Raw genomic sequence first — 23,244 nt, forward strand, 5'->3', positions numbered from 1 at the left:
ACCAGTCAAGATCTGCCGGGTGAAAGAATGCAGGATATTAAACACTTTAATCAACCAAAGAAACATACCTGGTGCATAGTAACACAGGTGAGTTTTTGACAAATCTTATCTCATAATAGCTTAAATGATCTAAAGTGTTTTAAAATATCAGGACGCAATCACTTCAATATTGAATTGATTGTGCTTTTTTAAGGTTAATTTTATGAAAAAAATTCTTCCCTTCTTTTTGCAATGATTTCTAATTGACCTTCTTTGCTAAATGCTTCATTTAAAAAATCAAGTTGATCCTGATTAGGAACGTCGCCAGATACTTAATATTGCTCTAAAATTTGCTTCTTTGAAAAACGACTTTTTTAATTAAATTTGATAAAGTTCAAAAACATAACAATTAAAATTTAAGCTTTTATTTTTCTGAGAAACGAAAGTTTAACCAGGTTTAATGTGTAAATTTGGAAGTTAACAGACCCTTTAAAAAAACAGAACGAAAACATCTAGAAGTTAATACAGAAAAAAATGAGAAACAATATTTATACTTTGTTATTATTTTTATTTTTATTCACAAGCGTTAATGCTCAGGAATATTCAAAATTAATAAGTGAAGCCAACAAATTATATGAAACAAAAGATTATAAAATGTCTACTGATTTATATGATAAAGCTTTTAAAATTGAAAGCAAAAATCCAAGTCACCTGTATAATGGCGCATGTGCATCTTCTTTAGCAGGAAATACAAAAAAAGCATTTAAATGGTTGAACTTATCAATAGAAAAAGGTTGGACAAATCTAAAGCACTTAAATTCTGATACTGATTTAGAAAATTTACATTCAAAAAAAGAATGGGGAAAAACGATTGAAAAGTTAGAAAAAAAATTAGAGTTAGTAGAAGCAAATTATGACAAACCATTGCAGGCTGAATTATTGATAATTCTTGAAGAAGACCAAAAATATAGGATGCAAATCCATGAAACTCTAAAAAAATTCAGTGATGATTCTAAAGAAATGCAAGACCTTTGGAAAATAACACTTCAGAAAGACTCAATTAACTTATTAAAAGTAAAAAAAATATTAGATGAAAAAGGTTGGGTTGGCAAAGACAAAGTAGGCGCACAAGCCAATAATGCGATATTTCTTGTCATTCAACATTCAGATCTGGAAACGCAAAAAAAATATTTACCAATGATGAGAGAAGCTGTAACAAAAGGAAATGCAAACCCAGGTTCTTTAGCTTTGTTAATTGACAGAATAGAAATCCGGGAAGGTAGAAAACAAATATACGGAAGTCAGATAGGAACCAATCCAAACACTAATAATCAATATGTTTTACCTTTGATTGATCCTGACCATGTAGATAAAAGAAGAACAGAAGTTGGCTTAGGTTCAATCTCTGATTATGTTAAAAATTGGAATTTAATTTGGGATGTTGAAAAGTATAAAAGTGAATTACCTGAATTAGAAAAATTAAATAAATAGAAAAAACGTCTGCTACAAGCAGTTTGCAAAAATAGCAGGTTTAGGGTTTAGTTTTAAGCGGTTTTTTTATTTCAAATAAAATATTTTTTTTAAGTCAAGATGACTTCTTTCTGCATTGTATTCTTCACATATCACCGTAAAAATTGAAAGTGTTTCAGTGAAAAATTAAAGCTCATTGCCTCATTAATTTTTAACTTTGCAGCTTACAATTGATAAAGCATTGAAGAAAAAGTACACCATAAAAGAGTTTCTTGAATACACTAATATAAGCGGCTTTAAGAATAATCATATTCATTTGGCGGAATACCATAAGCAGAAGAATATGCGAAGAAAATCGGCTCCCATTGAGCTCGACTTTTATTTTTTAGCAATCAAGCTCAACTTTGATAAAGACAAGAATTTTGGTCAGACGCTATTCGATCAGGCAGATGCCTTTGTATATCTGGACCAGCCGGGGGATTTTCTTCAATGGGATTTAGAACATCAAATTTCGGGGTATCATATTTTGATTGATGCAGGTTTGTTCAGAAAAATTGCTAAAGAATACAGCTTTACTTACTACGGCAATCACGAAGCACTTTTTATTACCAAAGAGGAAGAAAAAACAATTACCGACCTTTTCCAAAAAGCATTAAAAGAATTTGAAGGCAACGAGAGCTTTTCTAAGGATATAGTGATTTCCTATGCTTCGCTTATTCTATCCTATATCCAGAAATTTTACAGCAGGCAGTTTGATACAAGAGAGGAACTGTATAACATTACGGTAGCCGATTTTTACAAGAACCTCGAAGCGTATTATGACAATGAACAGAATGCCATGAAAATGCCATCGGTTTCCTACTTTTCGGATTTAGCCAGTTTATCTTCCAATTATTTTGGCGACCTCATAAAACATTATACAGGGCGTTCGCCACAGGAACATATACATCAACTGCTCATACAGACAGCAAAAAACAAATTACGGACAACTTCTTTAAGCATAAGCGAGATAGCCTTTAGTTTAGGGTTTGAATATCCGTCCTATTTTGCCACGTTTTTCAAAAAGGAAACAGGCATTTCCCCAAGTGTGTTCCGAAATCAGTAAATAATTAAAGTCTTCCCGTAATTACTTTAAGGATTGAGTTTTCAAGTCAGACTATCTTTGTACTGTTCACTAACTTATTAAAGATAAATGGCAATGAAAGCAATAAAATTCAAAAACAGAAATTGGGACGTAGCAGGTATCTTGCAGTTCCCGAAAGACTTTGATGAAACGAAAAAATATCAGGCGATTGTTTGTGCACACCCTATCAGCAGTTGTAAGGAACAGACAGCCGGAAATATTTATGGAAAAGCATTGGCAGAAGCTGGTTTTATTACACTGGTTTTTGATGCTTCCAATCAGGGAGAAAGCGGTGGCGAAGTAAGGTTTTAGAAGACCCTGCCACCCGTGTAGAGGATTTCCGTTGTGCAGCGGATTTTCTAACAACTTTGAATTATGTGGATGAAGAAAAAATTGGTGTTTTGGGAGTTTGTGGCGGAGGTGGCTATGCCGCTAATGCAGCAATGACCGAAAGACGGTTTAAGGCAGTTGTAACCGTTGTTGGCGCAAATTACGGACGTTTGCTTCGTGAGGGGGATTATACCGCTGATGCCGCTATTAAAATTCTGGAGGGAATTGCCAAGCAACGTACGGCACAGGCAAGAGGTGCTGACCCTGCCATTACGGTGTACAGACCAAACTCGCAGGAAGACAGAAAAGCTGCAGGAATGAACGACATCGACATTATTGAAGCTGTAGATTACTATCAAACACCCAGAGCGCAGCACCCTAATTCTCCAAACCATTTACGCGTGGACAGTCTTGATAAAGCAATGGCTTTTGATGCGTTCCATTTAGCAGATTTATTACTTACACAGCCGCTTCACGTGGTAGTTGGCGATAAAGTAGGAGCATTTGGCTCATATAGGGATGGCTTTGAACTGTTTGACAAAGCAGCATCAAAACAAAAGAGCATTCAAGTTGTTACCGAAGCAAGCCATTATGATTTGTATGACGGAAAAGAAGCTACCGGAAAAGCATTGGAACAGATTGTTCCGTTTTTTAATAAACATCTTGTCTAGTGCAATTTTTCATTCTTTTAAAGGTATTTGAGCCTTACAACAAAATCGTTGTAGGGCTTTGTTTTTACCTTTGTATTATAAAAATTAAGATAATGCAAACAGAAATAAATACATTAAATATATTTGGACGATTACGCGCTGGGTAAAGCGTACCATTCAGCGACCCTCAATATTCTAAAATAGGGTAAGCCTGTAACGATACAAACAAATTGTTAGTTGCTTCAGAGCTTGGGTTCCAGGCAGATTATCCGGAGGAGAACATCCTTTTTATAGCAGAAAACACCAATACAAAAGCAATCTGTGTAACAAGAGGAAAACATGGTTCAATATTGCTTTGGGAAAATTCTTTTTACTACCGTAAGGGCTTCATGATGAAAGTTGTAGGTACAGCAGGTGCCGGAGATTCTTATCTCGCCGCCCTTATCGCAAAACTGACCAGTGATAAAGAACCTGAAAAAGTATCGGATTTTGCCAGTGCTGTCGGTGAGATCATAGCAAGCCATCCTGGTGCCAATCCGAAATAGAAAGCATTGAGATAGAAAAATTTATGAAAAACCAACAATTTGAACTGAAACCCTTCGAAATATTTGGCATCATCGGCTTTTTTATGATGATGCCATTTTCTATCATATTATCTTTTGTATGGTTGATGAAAACGGGCGTTTGCTAAAAGAATATGATTCTCCTAAAAAAAGTAAGGATTGATTTAAAGTTAGATCCACCAATAAGCAGGAAAGTCGCGTCAGGAAAGTTCAAACCCGAAGCTTAAAAAACAAATGAATAATCTGAAAATTTGTTTTTCTAAAATAAATTCATTATATTGAGATATGAAAAAATTTGAAAATCAAGGTAGTATAACGCACGCAGGTAAAATGAATGAACGAACAAGAGCTATGGAAGTTCTTGAAAAAGCTAAGCAGACACAAGGGAAAATCACCTTTCTAAGACAAGGGGCCGGAAGAAATTTTAAACCCAAAAATGAGGTTTCCTAAATTGAAATTGATTACTCCATGGTCCACATAAGAATGTGGTATGTTACCGAAAATATAGAAAAAAGCCCCTGTTTCAACAGGGGTTATTTTATTTTATCCTTAATCTTTAGATACTCCAACTCTAATTTTATTATGTTTAGTTTAAACCTATTCAAAGCAGGCTTCAATACTTTTATATGTTCTCGAGTTTAGGTTTTCCTTTCTGAGACTTTTTCTAAAGCTTTAAACAATGAGAGATTACGGTTTAGTTCTTCCTCAAGGAAAAATGAATTGTTTTGATATGGGGTAATAGTCTTTTTCATCAAGTAAAGACGGCATCTGTTTCAGAATTGGATATATCATTTAGCTTACATATAGTTAAGAATATAAGCTTAATTTTAACAAACATATGAAACGAGAGCGAAAAATTGATGATCCGGCTTTCAAGACCAAAGCCGTTGAGCTTGTTTTAATTGCTGATCTTAAGCATAAACAGAAATTCTATTCTTCAATAATCTAGTACTAGCATTAAATTATTCAATCCAATTTCTCAAATTCAATATTGTAAACTCTTGAGAAATTAGTTATACAGCTCATGAATGCCAAAGAGTAAAATCTGCTATTGTAGTTGAGCCCGGTGGTCCCACCCAGATTCTGGAAAGATTTTCTGGCTGTTTCGGATCATAAAGGACAGTTGCTGCATCTCCTGTCTTAGGCAGATCGCTGCGTTTCCACTGGCCGGTTTTCTGAACCCAGCGATCCACCCCGTCCAAGTCGGTAAATTTCACAGTAATTGTTCCGATGAGACCGCCTGAACTAGGATCAATTTCCGGAATATCGGTAATGAGCGCAGGAATTATTTTCCCTTCAGTGATCATGCGGGTAAGAGTTTCATACTTTGCTGATCGCTTCATTCTTAATAGGATGCTAGTTATCAAGAGTAATCCGGCAATAACAGTCAGTATCACAGGAATAATCCATAATATACCCATCTTTGTTAGCGATAAAGCACCCCACCAGGCACCAATGGCAACCCCTGTGAAAAGAACAGGCCCAGGTCCAATCCCTGGAAATGAAAGTAGTTTCCCGGTATATCTGCGGCTGGCACTTATGTGTACAAAGAGACCACAGATTATAAATGGCAGCCCGGCAGCCATGCTAAAGATTGCTAAGGGAGGTTCATCCGAATTCGTCATATCCTGCTCCAAAAAACCAAATATAGAACGAGCGATTAATACGCCGCCTAATAAAATCATAACATGACCGATCAAAACACCCAGCAATGCAGCCTGGCTCCCCTTCTGCCTGGCTATCCTCTGTTTACGTGCTTCTATAGGATCTATTGTATTGTTATTCTTCATTATGTAAGTTGAGTTTTCATAATTACTATATACTGAATACATTAAAGGTTTAGCTTCTCAAATGTAGTAAATAAATTTAAACAGCAATCAGGGATTTTATTCAATCAGTTTAGAGGGCGTTTCAAAAAACATTCGTCTCTTTCGATGGATCCAGAAAGACTTCTTAAAGAAAAGCCTCCCGGGGTATCAGGAGGCAAAAGTGTAATTTGTCAGAAATATGAAATTTTCATGTTTTCAAATGTAAGAAGTGATTACATTCTTTATTATGACCTGAATCATAAATAAATTAACATTATTGCTTTTAACCATTAAATTATTTGTAATTAAAATTAATAAATCCTTATTTTAATTCAATTTCCATTAAGTGTCAGATTGAATGAAATTAGGTATGACAGAAAAATAAAATTCAACCATTCTTTAAATAAAGTACTCAAGAACATTTATTTTAAGTCCTCCTTGACCGTTTTAAACGGCATGAAAGCATTTTCTCAATGGTAGTTTTCGCTTTTTTCCTGGCTTCTCCAGGCTGACGAGGTTTAGATGAAGGTTTACGTTTCGGGGCAGAAGAACGGTCAAAATTCAATCTTTCTATGATTGCACCTAAAAATATCGTGAAATCGCCATCATATTGTATAGAATTAACTTCAATCAACATCCGGCGTGCACCAGGGTTATACCCCTCCTGCAGTAATACAGTGCTGTAATTTCGAATTGCAATCGGGTTTCCATTTTTATCAGATTTAAAAAATCTGGATTTATAATGATTTGTTCCCTCTCTGTATTCTTCTTTTTTTTTGCCTGTCTCAATTTCATCAAACCATACTTTTTGCATGGGTAAATAGAGTGGTTTTTTTTCAGGTTCTGCAAATGGTAAATTTTTCATCAGTTTTTATTATTATTTAATTTCTTAAAAGTAACAACCTCCTTTCAATACTGAAAAAGGGTTTCCGAAAAGACTGATATTTACTATTATTTGCAACCCACTTTAATATTTTAAATCCTTTTGGAACAAATTGATGTTATTTGAAACAATATTCCGGTTTATACTTTTACAAATTATTTTTTTTGCAAATCGCCAAAATCATGTATTTTGATAACTTCTATATGATTACCAGAAATCCGGAAGAGATCTGTAGCTTCTCTATACTTTTCTTCGTTTTCTGTATCCAAAGTTCTAAAATAAACCCGACGTACATCTTTATCATTTACAACTGAAATAAAAGTAAACCATGTAGAATTGGATGCACCATCAGGGAGCACCGCACTCACATTGGCTTCTTTCAGTTTAGCAAGGTCATTCCCTTTAAACCATTTATCAATAAGTTTTTTACCGTCGATTTTTTTTCCTCCTGATTCTAAAGCAGCGGCCAGTAAAGGGTTGCCTGCATTATCAAACCCTGTATTGAATTTGCTTGCATAATAAAACAAAATAGCTCTGGTAGGCTCATCCAGATGTTTACAATATTTATTATCAATCGTTACCTGCCCCTGCCCTGCTCGGGAAAAAACAACAGTACTGTCTGAATTTTCAGACAAATTGGATGGAGTTACCCCAGCATTTTTCTGATGATCAACTTTGGATTTATTACAAGCAATACACAGGAAAAACAGCACTGATACAGCTAATATTTGTAATAAAAAAATATTTGTTTTTTTAAGAATGTTCATAGTAAATCATTTAGATAATGTATATTACGATTAATTTTTAATATTTACAAATGGTCATAAAGGGAGCTAAAAACTATTTACCACAAGGTAGAAAATTCAGCCCCCTTTTAGATCAATAACATCCTATATTCAGATCCGCTATGTAAAATCTGTCTCCATAGTCATATATAAACGTCTCCTTTAGTTCCTTGCCTTATACTAATAGCTGAAACGATCTCCTACAATATTGTATTATTTACAGGTATACACCCCCTTCACAAATTCAGAATAATATAATATCATCACCAGTGCTGTATTCTGAAAACTGTAAGTATTAACATAGTATTTCAAAATTAAATGTCTCAATATTGAGACATTTGTCGTAAATTTGAGCTAATAAAAAAACAATGGATACTCATCAAAGAATTATTGAGACGGCTATATCCGTTTTAAATGAGAATTTTTCGGCAACATTTGAAGAAATAGCAGCAAGCTGCAACCTCAGCAGAAGGACTTTACACCGGTATTTTAAAAGCCGCAACGAACTGCTGGAAGCCTGCAATAAAAACATGATGCTGGCCTGGGAAGAGGCAGCCATCAAAGCCTGCAACAGTTCTGCTAATCCGCTGGTACAATTGGAACACTTATTATACGCCGGAATTGACAGCGGGATAAAGTATGCATTTCTCATTAAGCTGAATGAGGTAGAGCCTTCCTCTGAAGCTTTTGAAAGCGAAAAAACTAAAGACTATTTACAAACAAGAAACAACTTATTCCGTGCAATACAAGAGTTGCAAAAAGAAAAGCTGATCAATGAACGTTTACCATTACCGTGGATAAAAATTTTATTCACCAGTATAATTACAGCTACCATCACGGCATTCAGATCAGGGGATATTGCCCCGAATGAAGTAAAGAAACTGGCATGGTACTCATTCAGCAGAAGTATAGGGATACAATAAACAGATAAAAAATGATACATTCCTTTTTAATGATAGGCCAATCTAATATGGCTGGCCGTGGTTATGTAAAAGAAGTTCCATCAATCTTTGATGAACATATTAAAATGCAGAGAAACGGATTATGGCAGATCATGTCTGAACCGATTAATTTTGACCGCCCCAGTTCTGGTGTGGGACTTGCGGCCTCATTTGCCGCTTCCTGGAGACTGGATAATGAACAAGATGAAATTGGATTGATTCCATGTGCTGATGGAGGAACAAGTCTGGATGACTGGGCTATTGACGGTGCATTGTTTCAAAATGCAGTATCACAGGCCATACTTGCACAACGAACAAGCACACTAAAAGGTGTCTTATGGCATCAGGGAGAGAATGACTGTTCCCCTGAAAAGGCAGCTCAATATGTTGAAAAGTTTTCTGTTATTATTGATGCGTTGCGTAAGGAATTAAATATTCCGGAAGTTCCCCTTATCATCGGTGGTTTGGGAGATTATCTTACCAATGGGATATTCGGACAGTATTTCAGGTCTTACCCTCTCGTCAATCAGGCATTGCAGAATTTTGCACATACTCACAAAAACTCGTATTTTGTTACTGCAAAAGGACTTACCTCCAATCCGGATGGAATCCACTTCAATGCTTTATCACAAAGATTATTGGGTCTAAGGTATTATAATGCTTACCGTGATCTGAAGCATCTTTCTGATCCTGTAAATGATGAAGGTAAAGTATTGGACATCATCTATAACCGTCCTTATAACAAGACAGAAAAAGTAAAACTGCTGGAACAGGAATTTGCTTTGGGAAATATTGACAGTAAGAATTATCTGGAACAATTGACTTCAATAGGTCAGGAATAATACGAAAATCACAAATTCACAGAAGTCTCTATTTATAGGGACTTTTTATGTACGATACCTCTCTTGCAGCAATAATTAAGTATAAAATTCTTCCCTATCTCAAATAATTATTCAGCAGATCAATAGCAGCCGATATTCACCATCGTTTTCTAAAGGAGCTCTGTGCACACAAGGTAAAACCTGCTGAGCCGGATGATCAACCGCTAATCTCCACAGATGTCCTGAACCTAAATTGGTGGGCTGGGCATTTTGTTTAGGCTGATAATGTAAATCAAAGAAACAGTCTTTCAGGAAGGTTTCAAATTCTGCTTCCGGGCCGTCATGTAATTCTTTAAGCTTTTCCCTGATTTCGGGAATCATGATTTTTTGCTCCACCTGATGATTGGGTATGATATCACTCGCAGCACCGTAATATGTACATAAAAAAGTATCTGTCCCAACAGGCGAACGGTCAACATGGTAAGAATATACATCTGTTGAAATAAAATCGAATTCCTGATCCCGTTCATAGTTTTTGAGTAAATTAAGCGAAGGGGATGCTCCGAAAGCAGTTAATAACTGTAAATCATTTAAGATAACTTCCCTTGCAGCATTTCCGTTTTCCGATAACTGCAGCTTTAAAAGATCATCAATGGAAACTTCTGTAATATTTTCTTTTAACTGAAGCTTAGATACAATTTCTTCATAATCTCCGGACAGCTTTCTATGCCAGCAAATAGCATTTGTAAGTCCACGAAAATGGGTATTTACAAGTTCAGAAAAAGTAGAAACTACGCCGACCTGGCTGTTGTCAGAAAATTTATTGTCCATGTTTTAGAATAAAAAATTTAGCCTTTTATTTCTTTACAAAAATAATGAATAGGTCAGAAGATAATGCTAAGCCGACGAACATTTCTTCTCACTATCCGGGTCCGGTAAATTGTAATACTCTGTTTCAATATAGAATGATTATTCAGAAAAAAAGTTATATCCATTATAAGCAATAAATTGTTTATCTTTCTACATGATCCGTAAAAAAACTGTAATAACCATCTTGTTAATTGCTTTTATAAGTTGTACAGGGCAAAACAATAAAAAAATGACACACAAAACATCCGATACCAACCCGCTTTTATGCAATCCTGAAACTGGAATTTGTGAAATGCCGGATACCCGGTCTAATGATTTTACTTCAGAGAATATTCCTTCAAAAAACAAACCGGTTAAAGTTGTCTACTTTACCGATCCTATCTGCTCTTCCTGCTGGGGTATAGAACCACAGCTCAGAAAACTGAAACTTGAATATGGTAATACTATTGAAATTGAATACCATATGGGAGGATTGCTGCCAGACTGGAGCTATAATGGCGGAGGAATAAGCAAACCTTCTGACGTAGCCCATCATTGGGATGAGGTAAGTGTTTATTATGACATGCCTATTGATGGTGATGTATGGCTGGAAGATCCCTTACATTCTTCTTACCCTCCTTCTATAGCCTTCAAAGCTGCACAGCTTCAGGATAAAGGAAAAGCAATACGGTTTCTGCGTGAGATAAGGGAAATGGTATTTCTACAAAAGAAAAATATTACCCAATGGGAACATATTGCTCAAGCAGCTCAAAATGCAGGATTAGATACCAACCAATTAAAAACAGATTTTGAGTCTCGTGCAGAACCCCTTTTTCATGAAGATCTGCAAACTGCCAGAGAATTTGGAGTAAGAGGCTTTCCTACTATTTTTTTTATGGACAGTTCTGGAAATAAAGAAATCGTATATGGTTCAAAGCCCTATGCTTCTTACGAAGAAACAATCTTAAAATTATTTCCTAAAGCAGTAAAAATCGATTACAACAAAAACTGGGAATCCCTTTTTATGATCTACCCCACTCTTACCGCAAAGGAGTTTTCTGTATTATCCGGAACACCAAGGAACGAAAGTGAAAAAGCACTGAACAGCCTTTCAGAAAATGGACGGTTAGAGAAAATTTCAACGAAGAACGGAGCCCTATGGAAATGGAAATTGTAACAGTGATCCATTCTTTTTAATGATCATTTCACTATTTGCTAATTATATAAAAGCCAGTCTGATTATATAAAAATACAGGTTTCATTTTACTAAATTAAATTTATACTGAAAAAGAATGAAGCAGAGAAAATAGGCAGTTTTCGTCACTAATCAATTCAATCCTGAAATGACTCCTAAAAATGATTTATAAAATTCAGTTTTCATTCAGATTTTAATTCTAATTTTGAGTAAAATCATTTATTCTATGAAAATACTGGTCGTTGAAGATGAAGCAGCACTGAGCAAAAGTATCGTTACCTATATGAAACAGGAGAATTACCTTTGTGAAGTTGCTCCTAACTTTAACACGGCCCTTGAAAAAGTAGATTCTTATGATTACGACTGCATTCTTCTTGACATTTCCCTGCCTGACGGCAATGGACTGAATGTTTTAAAGACTTTAAAAGAGGATAATAAAACAGACGGAGTGATTATTATTTCTGCCAAAGATTCCATTGATGATAAAATCGCAGGATTACAGCTGGGAGCAGATGATTATATTCCGAAGCCTTTTCATTTATCAGAATTAAGCGCAAGAATTGCCGCTGTAATCCGCCGCCGTAGATTTAACGGGGGGAATGTGCTGGCATTTCATGAAATTACCATTGATACGGTAGCTAAAACCGTTACTGTTCATCAGCAAACAGTTGATTTAACAAGAAAGGAGTATGATTTACTGCTTTATTTTGCTATTAATAAAAACAGGGTTCTTTCCAAAACAGCAATTGCAGAACATCTTTCCGGAGAAAACGCTGATGTCTATGACAATTATGATTTTATCTATGCTCATATCAAAAATCTGAAAAAGAAACTGGGCGCTGCGGGAAGTACTGACTATTTAAAATCTGTTTACGGAATGGGATATAAATTTGAATATTAAATGAAATTAATCCACTACATATCACGCCGTTATGTCATCTACTCCATTCTTATATTGCTGATAGCCATCCCTGTCTTCTATTTCTCCTTACAATATCTGATGCTGAAAAGTCTGGATGAAAATATGCATCATCAGAAGGAATGGATAAAAAAGCAGTTAAAAACAACAATTCCCGATAATTTTATTTCTTTCGAAAACAGCATTATTGTCCGCCCTTCGAATAATCCAAAGGTTTTTGATTCTCTATACAGCCAGCCTGTTTTTATTCATGATGATAATGAAACGGTGATGCACAGGATTTTACTTTCCAATACGATTGTAAATGGTAAACCTTACGAAATCAGGATTCAAAAATCTATGATAGAGGATGAAGATCTTCTTAACAGCATTCTGGTTCTTCAATTGGTATTGGTTATTGTATTGCTGGCCGGCCTTATGATTATTAATTTTCGTCTCTCCAAAAATCTTTGGAAACCTTTTAATGATATTGTCCATAAACTGAATCTTTACCGGGTAGACAGTAATGAGGAGTATCAGTTTATGCCGACCCGTATTGAAGAGTTTAAAAACCTTGGAAACTCCATTAAAGATCTTACACAACGCAACCGGAAACTCTTTAAGACCCAAAAAGAATTTACGGAAAATGCTTCTCATGAACTTCAGACTCCCATAGCAGTGATGCAGAGTAAAGTGGAACTATTGATGCAGACCTCCCCTATATCTCAGGAACAGGCAGAATTAATTGAGGATATTTCTATTGCAGGAAATAAAATGCAGCGTCTCAACCGGACTCTTTTATTGCTGACTAAAATCGAAAACAATCAGTTTCCGGATACCGAAAAAGTAAAAATTAAAAATGTTATTCAAAAATTACTGCATCAGTATGAAGAGCCTGCTGAACAAAAAAATATCCAATGGGAAATTATGCTGGACAGTGAAATAGAGATTACAGCCCATCCAATCCTTATTGATATATTAATCGGAAATATCATGTCTAATGCAATAAGGCATTCAGAAAACGGGCGTCTTATTTCTGTAAAAACTTCTCAGAAAAAACTTACAGTCTCCAATCCGGCAAATAAAAAGCTTGATGAAAAAGAGTTGTTTCAACGGTTTAAAAAACAGTCAGAAAACACTCACAGTATCGGATTAGGCCTGGAGATGAGCAAAAAGATCTGCGATCTTTATCACTACGAAATCCAGTATCACTTTACTGATCAGCACCATACGTTCAGTATTATTTTCAATTAAATTGTCTTTATCCGAAAAAATTCAGAATCTCTACAGAATATCTGTTCAGTTTTACATCAACAATTAAAAAATGGGTAAAATGAAAACAACAACTTTTATCATACTGTTGATGACAGGATTCAGCACCATAACATTTGCACAAGAGAAAAAAGAAAAGCTTAAAGTTCCTTTGGCTGTTGAAAAAGCATTTCAAAAAAGTCATCCTGCCATTAAAGCCAAATGGGAAGAAGAAGATGGCAAGTATGAAGCCGGATTTCAACAGAATGGAAAAAAAATGAGTGTACTTTATTCTGCATCAGGTATCGTAGAAGAAAATGAAACAGAAATAGCCATCAATCAGCTTCCCAGCCCTGTAGCTCAATATACTGCACAACATAAACTGGGAAATATAAAGGAAGCTTCAAAAATCACAAAATCAGATGGTACTGTTCTGTACGAAGCTGAGGTAAAAGGAGGAGATGCTTTATTTGATACCAAAGGGAATTTTGTAAAGTTCCAAAAAGATTAGTCCATAGAAGAATGGAATATTGATAAAAGGCCGGCTGGAAACAGTCGGTTTTTTTGATGGCTTAATGATTTCATAAAAGTGATCGAACTCCGCAAAATTCAGAATCTCCACAGAATTCTGTTTCATCTTTGATGTAACAATTTGAAATAGTCTGTATGAACACAACCTACCCATATCCTACCCACTGGTTTATTGTTCTGACCACCCTATTATTTTGTTTTTCCGTAAAGGCACAGACAGAGCATGCCCTTCCTTATTTTATTACCGCAGCGCAGGCCAACAGCCCTTTACTCAATGACTATAATAATCAGGTGATGTCCAATAAAATCGACAGCTTAAAATTAAGATCTTCCTACGGTTTTATCGTAACCGGAGAAGCCAATGCAGGATATTCACCGAACATAAAAGGATGGGGATATGACAATGCTTTGACGAACGGACAGTCTTTATTTGCCGGTGTAAGAGTTGCCAAAGAATTTATCAGCCGGAATAATCTTGATACAAGGTTAAAAGCATATGATGCAGGTATTGCCCAGATTCTGGCCCAGAAAAATCTCAGCATTCAGACTTTAAACAAACAGATTACGGATCAATACATTGCTACCTACACCAGCCAGCAGCGTTATGAACTCAGTAAGGAAATCATCAGTCTGCTTAACCAGGAAGATGTGGTTCTGAAAAAATTAACGCAATCGTCCGTTTTTAAACAAACAGATTATCTGACCTTCAAAGTTACCCTTCAGCAAAACGAACTCACCCTGGAGCAGCAGCAAGCTGAATGGCAAAGCAATTATGCCCTGCTTAATTATCTGTGTGGCATTGTTGATACTCATTTCTCTCCTCTGAATACTCCCAATATCGATAAAACCCTCAATCCAGTAGATTTTAAAGAAAGCGTTTATCACCAATCTTTTAAAGCGGACAGTCTGAAAATAAAAAATGACAGTGAGATTATAAAATACAATTATAAGCCCAAGATTACTGCATTTTCTGATGGCGGATATCAATCTTCGTTTATACAAACTCCTTACAAAAACTTCGGATTGGGAGTTGGTGTAGGAGTTTCTATTCCAATCTATGACGGCCATCAGAAAAAAATGCTCCTGCAGCAAAATCAACTGGCCCTACAAACCCGGCAAAAATATCTGGAACAAACAGAAAGACAATACCAGCAGCAAATTTTTCAGATTCAAAATCAGATGGAACAGTATTATAAAATGATAGGAACAGCCAACCAGCAGATCAACTATGCAAAGACGCTGGTAGAAGCTAATGCCAAACAGCTTCCGACCGGAGATGTAAGAATGGTGGATTTTATTTTATCTATTAATAATTTATTGAGCCTAAAGGGTAATATTATTCAGTACAATGCCACTTTGTTTAACCTGCAGAACCAGATGCAATACCTAATTATTCAATAATCATGAAACAGTTATTTTACCTGATATTAGTGAGTATTCTTACATTCAGCTGTAAGAAAAATGATACTGCAGCTCCCGAAGAAGCAAAACCGGAAGCAAATCCTAAAACAGAAGTAGCTATTGCCTATCCTTCCGATACCATCCAGCTTCATAATGAAGTCACCCTGAATGCTACAGCAACCTATCTTTTGAAATCGGATGCAAAAGCCAACAGTACAGGGTATATCACGAGTATGAATGTAAGGCTTGGAGACCGGATAGGCCGGGGTTCTGTACTTTTCGGTTTGCAGACCAAAGAATCGCGGGCCTTAGGTAATACGATTAATAAACTGGATCAGTCCTTCAGATTCAATGGAGCGACCACTGTGGTAAGCCCGGCAACCGGATATGTAGTAATGTTAAATCATCAGATCGGTGATTATGTACAGGACGGTGAAATCCTCGCAACAGTAACGGATGCTTCCAGCTTTGGATTTGTGGTGGATGTTCCTTATGAATATCTGCAGCTGATAAAAAATCAAAATTCTCTCGCGGTAAAATTACCCGATGGCAACAGCCTGCCTGCTAAAATAGCCAAAGTGATGCCTTCCGTAGATGCGGTTTCCCAGACGGTAAAAGTCCTTCTGAAGATAGCAGGAGGCAGCACTATTCCTGAAAATTTAATTGGGACTGTTACTTTCTCCAAATCAACGGCCTATGGTTTATCTGTTCCTAAAATGGCTGTATTAAGTGATGAAACCCAGTCTTCTTTCTGGATAATGAAAATAATGAACGATACCACCGCTGTAAAAACACCTGTTGTAAAAGGAGCTGAAACAGACCGATATATTCAGATACAATCAGGGAATATTACCACAAAAGACAGAGTGATCGTTTCCGGAAATTTCGGATTAAGCGATACGGCTGCTGTAAAAATTAAAAACCCTTAATCTGATGAAAAAATCATTCTTTGTAACCTACAAAAGTCCCCTGCTGATCCTGATTTTTCTGATACTTTCAGGGGGGATTTATTCCTATACGCAAATACAGTCTGCTTTGTTTCCACAGGTCACTTTCCCGAAAATAAAAGTGATTGCAGATGCAGGACAGCAACCTGTCAGCCAGATGACTGTAGGGGTGACCAAGGTATTGGAAAATGCAATAAAAAAAGTACCTGACCTTGAGATTCTTAAAAGTACAACCAGCAGAGGGAGTTGCGAAATTTCAGCATTCCTGTCCTGGAAGGTGAATGTAGACCTGGCGAAACAGCAGGTGGAAAGCAGCATCAATGAGGTCCGAAATCAGCTGCCTCCGGAAGCCAATATTACTGTAGAAAAGATGAATCCTTCCATTCTTCCGGTAATGGGATATTCTTTAAATTCTGATACTAAAGATCCTATAGCCCTGAAACAGCTTGCTCTGTATACCATCAAGCCTTTTCTTTCTCAGGTTCCCGGTGTAAGCGAAATAAGAGTGATCGGCGGGCAGGATAAAGAGTTCCGGGTCTTGATGAATCAACAGATGATGGCCCGTCTGGGGATTACTTCAGCCACTGTTGAACAGGCAATTAATACCACCAATTTTATTAAATCAAATGGATATTCTTCAGATTTCAGATATCTTTACCTTACCCTTACGGATGCACAGATCCGGAATGAAAACCAGCTTAAAAATCTGGTGATCAGCAACAACGGCAACCGAATTGTTTTATTGGGAGACATTGCTGAAATCAATATTCATCAGGCAAAACAATATATTAAGGTTAATGCCAATGGACAAGAAAGCATCCTCATTGCTGTCATTCAGCAGCCCAATGCGAATGTAGTGGAACTGACCAAAGCTATGAATGCCAAAATTGAGGATTTGCAGAAAACCCTGACGAAAGATGTAGTGTTAAAACCTTATTATGTACAGGCAGATTTTGTAAATGATTCTATAAAAAGTGTAACAGATGCATTATGGATCGGCCTTGTACTGGCGATTATTGTTGCCATTATTTTTCTTCGCTCCTGGAAAGCCAGTACTGTCATATTGATTACGATTCCTATTACATTAAGTCTTACCATGCTGGTTCTCTATGCTGTTGGGCAGACTTTTAATATTATGACTTTAGGAGCCATTGCTGCTGCCATCGGCCTTATTATAGATGATGCCATTGTGGTGGTAGAGCAAATACACCGTACCCACGAAGAACATCCTGAAGAGTCTTCCAGAACATTGGTTCAGAAAGCCATCAATTATCTCCTAAAAGCAATGGTGGGTTCTTCATTAAGTACAATCGTCATATTTTTACCTTTCATATTGATGAGCGGTGTTGCCGGAGCTTATTTCAAAGTCATGACGAATACCATGATTGTTACTTTAATCTGTTCTTTCTTTGCCACCTGGATATTGCTTCCCGTAATCTATCTATTCCTTTCTTCCGGAAAAACAAAAGAAAAAAACCTGCAGCATCATGATGTTAAAGAGCGAAAATGGGTTGGATTTTTTATCAGAAAACCACTTTTCAGTTATATTTTCATTGTGTTTCTTATTATGGTTACTGCTTTTATTTTACCTAATATCAGTACAGGATTTTTACCGGAAATGGATGAAGGCAGTATTGTTCTGGACTATAAATCGCCCCCGGGAACCTCACTGGAAGAAACAGACCGGGAGTTGAAAATAGTGGAAAAGATAATCGTTTCCAATCCTGAAGTTGCGGCCTACAGCAGAAGAACAGGTACACAGATGGGCTTTTTTATCACAGAACCCAATACGGGTGATTACCTGATTCAGCTAAAAAAAGACAGAAGCAAAACCACTGCTGAGGTTACCGATGAAATCCGGTCAAAAATAGATGCTTCAGGACTTCCTTTAACGGTTGATTTCGGACAGGTGATTTCAGATATGCTGGGTGATCTCATGAGCAGTGTACAGCCTATTGAGATTAAAATTTTTGGTGCTGATCAGAAAGTTATTGAAAATTACTCGAAAAAGGTAGCTGACATTGTAGGAAAGGTGAATGGTACTGCCGACGTATTTGACGGAATTGTCATTGCAGGCCCTTCAATGATTATTACTCCAAAACTTCCTGTTTTAGCTCAGTATAAAATTGCATTGCCGGATTTTCAGAGTCAGCTTCAGGCCAACCTGGATGGGAATGTTGCAGGAAATATCTTTGACCAGGTTCAGTTTACTCCTATCCGGCTGCTGTACAACAGCAAAACCAATCAGTCTCTTAATGAGATCAACAACAGTATGATTTCTTTACCTGACGGAACATTAAAACCGTTAAGTGAATTTGCTAATGTAAATATTACCAGTGGTTCTGCAGAGGTAAACAGAGAAGATCTTCAGACGCTTGGAATTGTAACCGCAAGATTGGATAACGGGGACCTTGGAGGTACTATTAAAGAGATTCAAAAACAACTGGATCAGAAGATCAGGCTTCCGGCAGGTTACTCCATTGTTTATGGCGGTGCTTATGCGGAACAGCAGCAATCTTTCCGGGAACTTCTTATTATTCTGGGAATTTCTTGTCTGCTTGTATTTTCTGTGATGCTTTTCCTGTTCAGAAATATTACGGTGGCCCTTCTTATTTTATTTATTTCCGTTCTGGGGATATCCGGAGGAATATTTCTTTTGTACCTCACCAGTACTCCTTTGAATGTGGGAAGCTACACAGGATTGATTATGATGGTGGGAATCATTGGGGAAAATGCCATTTTCACTTATCTGCAATTTCATGAGAGCCTGGCTTCCAAAAGTAGAGAACAGGCTATTATATATGCGATCAGTACAAGGCTCCGTCCAAAATTAATGACTGCATTAGGAGCGATCATTGCTTTAATGCCCCTCGCATTAGGAATTGGAACGGGTGCTCAGATGCATCAGCCTTTAGCAATTGCAGTTATCGGTGGTTTTCTGATTGCCCTGCCTCTTTTACTGATTGTCTTTCCAACCTTATTAAACAAAATTCAATTAAAAAAAACTGAAGAATGAAATTTCTAATCTTCTTTCTATTGCCTATTGCAATATCCGCACAAAACGACAGCCTTCTTACCTCAGCAAAAGATAGTGCTGCGATTACTACTAATGCTACTGTCAGAGACAGTTTACAGGCGCCTTTCAAACTAAAAGCCAGGCAGTTTATTATTCCGGGTGCATTGATTACGTATGGAGTATTGGCTACAGAGACCAAATGGTTTAAAAAGGTCAACTTCGATACCCGAAATGAAATAATGGAGGATCATCCGACCTTCCGTACCACAATTGACAATTATACTCAGTTTCTGCCTGGCGCTGCCGTTTTTGCTCTTCAGGCATTTGGTATAAAAGGGGAAAGTTCCATAAAAAAGAACTGATTGTATATGCAATGTCTATAGGAATTTCTACAGCTATTGTTATTCCCACAAAGAGATTGACCCGCCAGGAAAGACCTGACGGAAGCAATAATCAGTCTTTTCCTTCGGGACATACTGCTATCGCCTTTGCTTCTGCCGAATTTCTGCGCAGGGAATACTGGAATGTTTCACCATGGATAGGCGTTGCAGGCTATGCCGTTGCTACGGGAACGGGAATCCTCAGAATGTACAACAACAAACACTGGCTGGGTGATGTGGCTGCCGGAGCTGGGGTAGGTATCCTTTCTACTACTCTATCTTACTGGCTTTATGATAAGATTCACATTGGCGGTAAAAACAAAAAAAATCAGGCTTTTATATTTCCGGGCTACAGCAATAAGCAATTTTCTATTGGCCTGGTAAAACAATTTTAACCTTTTTCCAATTTAAAAACCCATTCAACTATGAGAATAAAATCCATTTCACTCACCGCTGTATTTCTTACACTATCCTTCAACATTTATGCTCAAAATCATAATCCATTGAAAGTTCTCAAAACATTGCAAATCGGTGGAGATGGCAGCGGTTGGGACTATTTATCCCTCAATCCTCAAAATAACCGGCTGTATGTAAGTCATGGCAGCCGGGTAAATATCATCGATAAAGTAACAGGCTCTCCTGTTGCTGAAATTACAGATACCAATGGAGTTCATGGTATAGCTTTTGTCCCGGACACCAACAAAGGTTATATTTCCTGTGGTAAACTGGATATGGTAAAAGTATTCGATACTCACACCAGCAAGGTCATCAGTGAAATTCCTGCCGGTAAAAATCCGGATGCAATATTCTATGAAATTTTTTCAAAAAAATTAATTGTCTGTAATGGAAAAAGTAATGATGTAAGTATTATTGATCCTCAAACCAATGCCGTTATCAGGACCATAGATGTTGGCGGAAAACCGGAAACTGCCGTGAGCGACAATAAAGGGAGAATATTTGTTAATATTGAAGATAAAAATGAAGTGGCTGTTATTGATGTGAAGACTTTTACCGTCCTGCATCATTGGGATCTGGATAAGGAAGAGGAGCCTTCCGGACTTGCTATAGATACCAAAACCAACAGACTCTTCAGCACCTGTTACAAAATGCTGGTTATTTTGGATTCCAATACAGGAAAAGTGATCAAAAAAACATCTATTGGAGAAGGCTCTGATGGAGTTGTATTTGATTCTGCGTCTAATACTATTTATACATCAAATGGGGAAGGAACTATTTCTGTGGTTCATCAGGACCACGCTAATCAGTACACCTCTCTTCCTAATATTGAAACTAAAAAAGGAGCACGTACCATAGCTTTGGATCCCTCCACTCATCATCTTTATCTTCCCACTGCTGATTTTAGTACAAAAGAAAAAGACAGCAGAGGAAGAGCCGCAATATTACCCGGAACATTTCAGGTACTGGAAGTAGGGATAGCAGGAACTGGCAAACCTTAAAAATAATTTAATCATAAAAAAACAGTACTATCAAAAGAAAGTACTGTTTTTTTATAATGTTATTAGTTTTCAGTCTTATTTTTTACTTCTTAAGTATTTTCTCTGTTACTGTAGAAGATTTGGTTTTAAGTTTTATGTAATATACTCCTGTCTGAAGAGAGGATAATGCTATTTTCTCCTGCATCATACTTAGATTTCCCTGCTTGATTAATTGTCCTGTTGCAGCGTAGATCTCATAAGAAACCAACGGATCTTTACTTCTTATCGTAAGAACATCCTGTACAGGATTCGGATATAACTGTATACCGGCCTGAGCAGCAGTTTCCTCTACGGACATCTGGCTGCAAGCTGATTTAGCATACTTTGTAAAAAAAGATTGAGATTTTCCGCCCAGAACATTAACTCCCATAGTAGCAACCCCATCATTAGGATCAGTAAATAACTGATCATGAAAAAGGCCTCCCAATATATAATTTCCATCATTATCTACAGCAATAGCCGTAAACTCATCCTGAGAACCAACATTACTAAGAATGTCTTCTGCTGCTATTACAGCTCCAGTAGTTTTATTAAGACGTACCAGCAGAGGATCTGCTCTGTCTCCATTCGGGCGTACCATAGAATAATTACCCCAAATATCATTCCAGCTTCCTTTGGCAAAGGCCACCTCGTTTCCGTTAATGGCAATTTGACCTTTTACAAAACGATATCCCCCATAAGTGGTTATTCCATCAGCAATCTTAGCCCATTTTACAGCACCATCAGCACCAAGTCTCATCACAAAAGGCACCTGGCCCTCGTAAGGCGGTAAAGGGAAGGTATAATTGCCAAAAGTACCTGCCACAGTTCCTGTATAATAACGGCCTGAAATATAAATATCTGAGGAGCCAGGTTCTTTGATAACAGAATGAATTTCGTTATCTATAACCCCCTGCCAGTTACCATCCAGTTCTTTCCGCCACACTTCTGCTCCAGTGCTTCCATCAAAAGCCAATAAATACCCATCTTTCGTAAAAGGGACATTATTATAGGAGAGATCTTCATAATTACTACCAAAATCTCCGTACATTCTTCTTCCCGCAAGATAATAACGGTTCAGAGTTTCATCATATAACAAGTTTACTTTTCCGTTATCAATGCCCGTACTTAGACCTCCTGTGATAGGAAGAGGCAATACTGTAGAAGGTGTCATATTACCATTATCATAATTGAATTTCACCATATAATACTTATAGTCTGAAGTATAGGTGGAAGGTACTGTGATCATTCCATTTAAATGACTTCCGGCTCTAAAGCCCATAATAGAATGGATATTTTTGGAAGAGTCCATATACATCATTTGAACATCACAAATTCGTCCAAGATATGTAACATCTCCCTGCAAAGATTTACTCCATGCCAATGTACCATCAGACGTCTTATATTTTAGTAAATAAGCAGACTTAAATCCAGGATCTGGAGTAACTGCATCTACATAGTTATATGCCGGGATGGAATTATTATCATCCAGGCGTATAGGAATTGCATTAGGATTATTAGCATCTGCTGCATTATAAAGCGTAGCCATTATATACAACCCTCCGTTATTATCCACCTCAATATGCCAGGCATTTTCTCCAGTCCCGGTCCCTCCTATAGTTCTTGACCATCTTATATTTCCCTGGCAGTCAGTAGAAAAAAGAAGAAGATCACGAAGTCCGTAGTTCTGAACTGAGGTTCCGTTCAGATTTTGATCCTGTGCCCATACTGTAGTCAGATAATAAGTGTTATTATTGCTATCCACAACAATATCCCGGATTGATTCATCAGATTTATAATTAAATCCAGGGTCTGCAGAACCTGTTGCTCCACCTGCTTGTTTTCCCCATTGCCACTGGTAGGTCTGGCTAAAAGATAATACCGGCAACATCAGAAGCAATCCATACAGTTTGTTTTTAAATTGTATCATAAAAATTCATTTAGTTAT

General features: G+C 37.0%; 24 protein-coding genes. 19 read left to right on the forward strand and 5 right to left on the reverse strand.

Translation table 11 applies throughout. From position 1 onward, the window contains the following. The first annotated feature begins 513 nt into the window (after positions 1 to 513). The 6 genes from AC27VX_RS22130 to AC27VX_RS22155 all read left to right on the forward strand — a co-directional run bounded on the left by AC27VX_RS22130 (position 514) and on the right by AC27VX_RS22155 (position 4,565). A complete protein-coding gene (locus AC27VX_RS22130) occupies positions 514 to 1,470 on the forward strand; it encodes a DUF6624 domain-containing protein (protein ID WP_236855314.1) in 957 nt (318 codons plus the stop codon). A gap of 196 nt (positions 1,471 to 1,666) precedes the next feature. Further along, positions 1,667 to 2,554, forward strand: a complete 888-nt coding sequence (locus tag AC27VX_RS22135) for a helix-turn-helix domain-containing protein (protein WP_236855315.1) — start codon at positions 1,667 to 1,669, stop codon at positions 2,552 to 2,554. 93 nt (positions 2,555 to 2,647) lie between these two features. Further along, positions 2,648 to 2,884: an alpha/beta hydrolase gene (locus tag AC27VX_RS22140; protein WP_236855316.1), complete on the forward strand. Its 237-nt coding sequence runs from the start codon at positions 2,648 to 2,650 to the stop codon at positions 2,882 to 2,884. A gap of 56 nt (positions 2,885 to 2,940) precedes the next feature. Further along, positions 2,941 to 3,573: an alpha/beta hydrolase family protein gene (locus tag AC27VX_RS22145; protein ID WP_488698031.1), complete on the forward strand. Its 633-nt coding sequence runs from the start codon at positions 2,941 to 2,943 to the stop codon at positions 3,571 to 3,573. Between the two features lie 209 nt (positions 3,574 to 3,782). Further along, positions 3,783 to 4,097 (forward strand): carbohydrate kinase family protein, encoded by a 315-nt coding sequence (locus tag AC27VX_RS22150; RefSeq protein WP_488698033.1) that lies wholly within the window; start codon positions 3,783 to 3,785, stop codon positions 4,095 to 4,097. Between the two features lie 303 nt (positions 4,098 to 4,400). Further along, positions 4,401 to 4,565: a hypothetical protein gene (locus AC27VX_RS22155; protein ID WP_236855319.1), complete on the forward strand. Its 165-nt coding sequence runs from the start codon at positions 4,401 to 4,403 to the stop codon at positions 4,563 to 4,565. A 572-nt stretch (positions 4,566 to 5,137) separates the two neighbouring features. Here the strand turns inward: AC27VX_RS22155 and AC27VX_RS22160 are convergent. Continuing rightward, positions 5,138 to 5,905, reverse strand: a complete 768-nt coding sequence (locus AC27VX_RS22160) for a hypothetical protein (RefSeq protein WP_488698035.1) — start codon at positions 5,903 to 5,905, stop codon at positions 5,138 to 5,140. Between the two features lie 144 nt (positions 5,906 to 6,049). On the opposite strand from AC27VX_RS22160, the gene AC27VX_RS22165 reads away from it, so the two are divergent. Further along, on the forward strand, positions 6,050 to 6,190 hold the full coding sequence (locus AC27VX_RS22165) for a hypothetical protein (RefSeq protein WP_236855322.1): 141 nt from the start codon (positions 6,050 to 6,052) through the stop codon (positions 6,188 to 6,190). A 160-nt stretch (positions 6,191 to 6,350) separates the two neighbouring features. Here AC27VX_RS22165 and AC27VX_RS22170 read toward each other — a convergent pair whose 3' ends face one another. Both AC27VX_RS22170 and AC27VX_RS22175 read right to left on the reverse strand, forming a co-directional pair. Continuing rightward, a complete protein-coding gene (locus tag AC27VX_RS22170) occupies positions 6,351 to 6,788 on the reverse strand; it encodes a hypothetical protein (RefSeq protein WP_488698037.1) in 438 nt (145 codons plus the stop codon). Between the two features lie 173 nt (positions 6,789 to 6,961). Further along, positions 6,962 to 7,573, reverse strand: coding sequence for a hypothetical protein (locus tag AC27VX_RS22175; protein WP_488698039.1), 612 nt, complete (start codon positions 7,571 to 7,573; stop codon positions 6,962 to 6,964). Positions 7,574 to 7,959: 386 nt separating this feature from the next. Between AC27VX_RS22175 and AC27VX_RS22180 the strand changes: the two genes are divergently transcribed. After that, positions 7,960 to 8,514 carry a TetR/AcrR family transcriptional regulator gene (locus AC27VX_RS22180; protein ID WP_488698041.1) on the forward strand — a complete coding sequence of 185 codons (555 nt, stop codon included), beginning with the start codon at positions 7,960 to 7,962 and terminating at the stop codon, positions 8,512 to 8,514. An 11-nt stretch (positions 8,515 to 8,525) separates the two neighbouring features. Then, positions 8,526 to 9,374 (forward strand): sialate O-acetylesterase, encoded by an 849-nt coding sequence (locus AC27VX_RS22185; protein WP_488698043.1) that lies wholly within the window; start codon positions 8,526 to 8,528, stop codon positions 9,372 to 9,374. Positions 9,375 to 9,485: 111 nt separating this feature from the next. Here the strand turns inward: AC27VX_RS22185 and AC27VX_RS22190 are convergent, their stop codons facing one another. Beyond that, positions 9,486 to 10,184 carry a DUF1826 domain-containing protein gene (locus tag AC27VX_RS22190; protein ID WP_488698045.1) on the reverse strand — a complete coding sequence of 233 codons (699 nt, stop codon included), beginning with the start codon at positions 10,182 to 10,184 and terminating at the stop codon, positions 9,486 to 9,488. A gap of 268 nt (positions 10,185 to 10,452) precedes the next feature. Here AC27VX_RS22190 and AC27VX_RS22195 point away from each other — a divergent pair, with 268 nt between their 5' ends. The 10 genes from AC27VX_RS22195 (at position 10,453) to AC27VX_RS22240 (ending at position 21,278) form a co-directional block, all read left to right on the forward strand. Continuing rightward, positions 10,453 to 11,379, forward strand: a complete 927-nt coding sequence (locus AC27VX_RS22195) for a ClpXP adapter SpxH family protein (protein WP_300686001.1) — start codon at positions 10,453 to 10,455, stop codon at positions 11,377 to 11,379. A gap of 244 nt (positions 11,380 to 11,623) precedes the next feature. After that, positions 11,624 to 12,298, forward strand: a complete 675-nt coding sequence (locus AC27VX_RS22200) for a response regulator transcription factor (protein WP_488698047.1) — start codon at positions 11,624 to 11,626, stop codon at positions 12,296 to 12,298. Next, complete coding sequence (locus AC27VX_RS22205; RefSeq protein WP_488698049.1) at positions 12,299 to 13,549, forward strand: sensor histidine kinase; 1,251 nt, start codon at positions 12,299 to 12,301, stop codon at positions 13,547 to 13,549. Positions 13,550 to 13,628: 79 nt separating this feature from the next. Beyond that, complete coding sequence (locus AC27VX_RS22210; protein ID WP_236855331.1) at positions 13,629 to 14,057, forward strand: hypothetical protein; 429 nt, start codon at positions 13,629 to 13,631, stop codon at positions 14,055 to 14,057. Between the two features lie 155 nt (positions 14,058 to 14,212). Further along, the gene (locus AC27VX_RS22215; RefSeq protein ID WP_488698051.1) at positions 14,213 to 15,478 is read left to right on the forward strand and encodes a TolC family protein; all 1,266 of its coding nucleotides are present in this window, start codon (positions 14,213 to 14,215) and stop codon (positions 15,476 to 15,478) included. Between the two features lie 2 nt (positions 15,479 to 15,480). Then, complete coding sequence (locus tag AC27VX_RS22220) at positions 15,481 to 16,407, forward strand: efflux RND transporter periplasmic adaptor subunit (RefSeq protein WP_488698053.1); 927 nt, start codon at positions 15,481 to 15,483, stop codon at positions 16,405 to 16,407. 4 nt (positions 16,408 to 16,411) lie between these two features. Next, a complete protein-coding gene (locus tag AC27VX_RS22225) occupies positions 16,412 to 19,441 on the forward strand; it encodes an efflux RND transporter permease subunit (protein ID WP_300686006.1) in 3,030 nt (1,009 codons plus the stop codon). Beyond that, complete coding sequence (locus tag AC27VX_RS22230; protein WP_488698055.1) at positions 19,438 to 19,803, forward strand: hypothetical protein; 366 nt, start codon at positions 19,438 to 19,440, stop codon at positions 19,801 to 19,803. Before AC27VX_RS22225 ends, AC27VX_RS22230 begins: the two co-directional genes overlap by 4 nt. Positions 19,804 to 19,814: 11 nt before the next feature. Continuing rightward, positions 19,815 to 20,216: a phosphatase PAP2 family protein gene (locus AC27VX_RS22235; RefSeq protein WP_488698057.1), complete on the forward strand. Its 402-nt coding sequence runs from the start codon at positions 19,815 to 19,817 to the stop codon at positions 20,214 to 20,216. A 30-nt stretch (positions 20,217 to 20,246) separates the two neighbouring features. Next, positions 20,247 to 21,278, forward strand: coding sequence for a YncE family protein (locus tag AC27VX_RS22240; protein WP_488698059.1), 1,032 nt, complete (start codon positions 20,247 to 20,249; stop codon positions 21,276 to 21,278). 82 nt (positions 21,279 to 21,360) lie between these two features. Here the strand turns inward: AC27VX_RS22240 and AC27VX_RS22245 are convergent, their stop codons facing one another. Continuing rightward, complete coding sequence (locus AC27VX_RS22245; RefSeq protein WP_236855337.1) at positions 21,361 to 23,226, reverse strand: T9SS type A sorting domain-containing protein; 1,866 nt, start codon at positions 23,224 to 23,226, stop codon at positions 21,361 to 21,363. Positions 23,227 to 23,244 lie beyond the last annotated feature (18 nt).

The organism is Chryseobacterium sp. 14P4.3.2 (assembly GCF_057799275.1).

Coding starts and splice junctions, on each gene's coding strand:
- AC27VX_RS22130 (WP_236855314.1), top strand. CDS start 514: ATGAGAAACAATATTTATACTTTGTTATTATTTTTATTTTTATTCACA.
- AC27VX_RS22140 (WP_236855316.1), top strand. CDS start 2,648: ATGAAAGCAATAAAATTCAAAAACAGAAATTGGGACGTAGCAGGTATC.
- AC27VX_RS22155 (WP_236855319.1), top strand. CDS start 4,401: ATGAAAAAATTTGAAAATCAAGGTAGTATAACGCACGCAGGTAAAATG.
- AC27VX_RS22160 (WP_488698035.1), bottom strand. CDS start 5,905: ATGAAGAATAACAATACAATAGATCCTATAGAAGCACGTAAACAGAGG.
- AC27VX_RS22165 (WP_236855322.1), top strand. CDS start 6,050: ATGGATCCAGAAAGACTTCTTAAAGAAAAGCCTCCCGGGGTATCAGGA.
- AC27VX_RS22170 (WP_488698037.1), bottom strand. CDS start 6,788: ATGAAAAATTTACCATTTGCAGAACCTGAAAAAAAACCACTCTATTTA.
- AC27VX_RS22175 (WP_488698039.1), bottom strand. CDS start 7,573: ATGAACATTCTTAAAAAAACAAATATTTTTTTATTACAAATATTAGCT.
- AC27VX_RS22180 (WP_488698041.1), top strand. CDS start 7,960: ATGGATACTCATCAAAGAATTATTGAGACGGCTATATCCGTTTTAAAT.
- AC27VX_RS22185 (WP_488698043.1), top strand. CDS start 8,526: ATGATACATTCCTTTTTAATGATAGGCCAATCTAATATGGCTGGCCGT.
- AC27VX_RS22190 (WP_488698045.1), bottom strand. CDS start 10,184: ATGGACAATAAATTTTCTGACAACAGCCAGGTCGGCGTAGTTTCTACT.
- AC27VX_RS22195 (WP_300686001.1), top strand. CDS start 10,453: ATGACACACAAAACATCCGATACCAACCCGCTTTTATGCAATCCTGAA.
- AC27VX_RS22200 (WP_488698047.1), top strand. CDS start 11,624: ATGAAAATACTGGTCGTTGAAGATGAAGCAGCACTGAGCAAAAGTATC.
- AC27VX_RS22205 (WP_488698049.1), top strand. CDS start 12,299: ATGAAATTAATCCACTACATATCACGCCGTTATGTCATCTACTCCATT.
- AC27VX_RS22210 (WP_236855331.1), top strand. CDS start 13,629: ATGAAAACAACAACTTTTATCATACTGTTGATGACAGGATTCAGCACC.
- AC27VX_RS22215 (WP_488698051.1), top strand. CDS start 14,213: ATGAACACAACCTACCCATATCCTACCCACTGGTTTATTGTTCTGACC.
- AC27VX_RS22220 (WP_488698053.1), top strand. CDS start 15,481: ATGAAACAGTTATTTTACCTGATATTAGTGAGTATTCTTACATTCAGC.
- AC27VX_RS22225 (WP_300686006.1), top strand. CDS start 16,412: ATGAAAAAATCATTCTTTGTAACCTACAAAAGTCCCCTGCTGATCCTG.
- AC27VX_RS22230 (WP_488698055.1), top strand. CDS start 19,438: ATGAAATTTCTAATCTTCTTTCTATTGCCTATTGCAATATCCGCACAA.
- AC27VX_RS22235 (WP_488698057.1), top strand. CDS start 19,815: ATGTCTATAGGAATTTCTACAGCTATTGTTATTCCCACAAAGAGATTG.
- AC27VX_RS22240 (WP_488698059.1), top strand. CDS start 20,247: ATGAGAATAAAATCCATTTCACTCACCGCTGTATTTCTTACACTATCC.
- AC27VX_RS22245 (WP_236855337.1), bottom strand. CDS start 23,226: ATGATACAATTTAAAAACAAACTGTATGGATTGCTTCTGATGTTGCCG.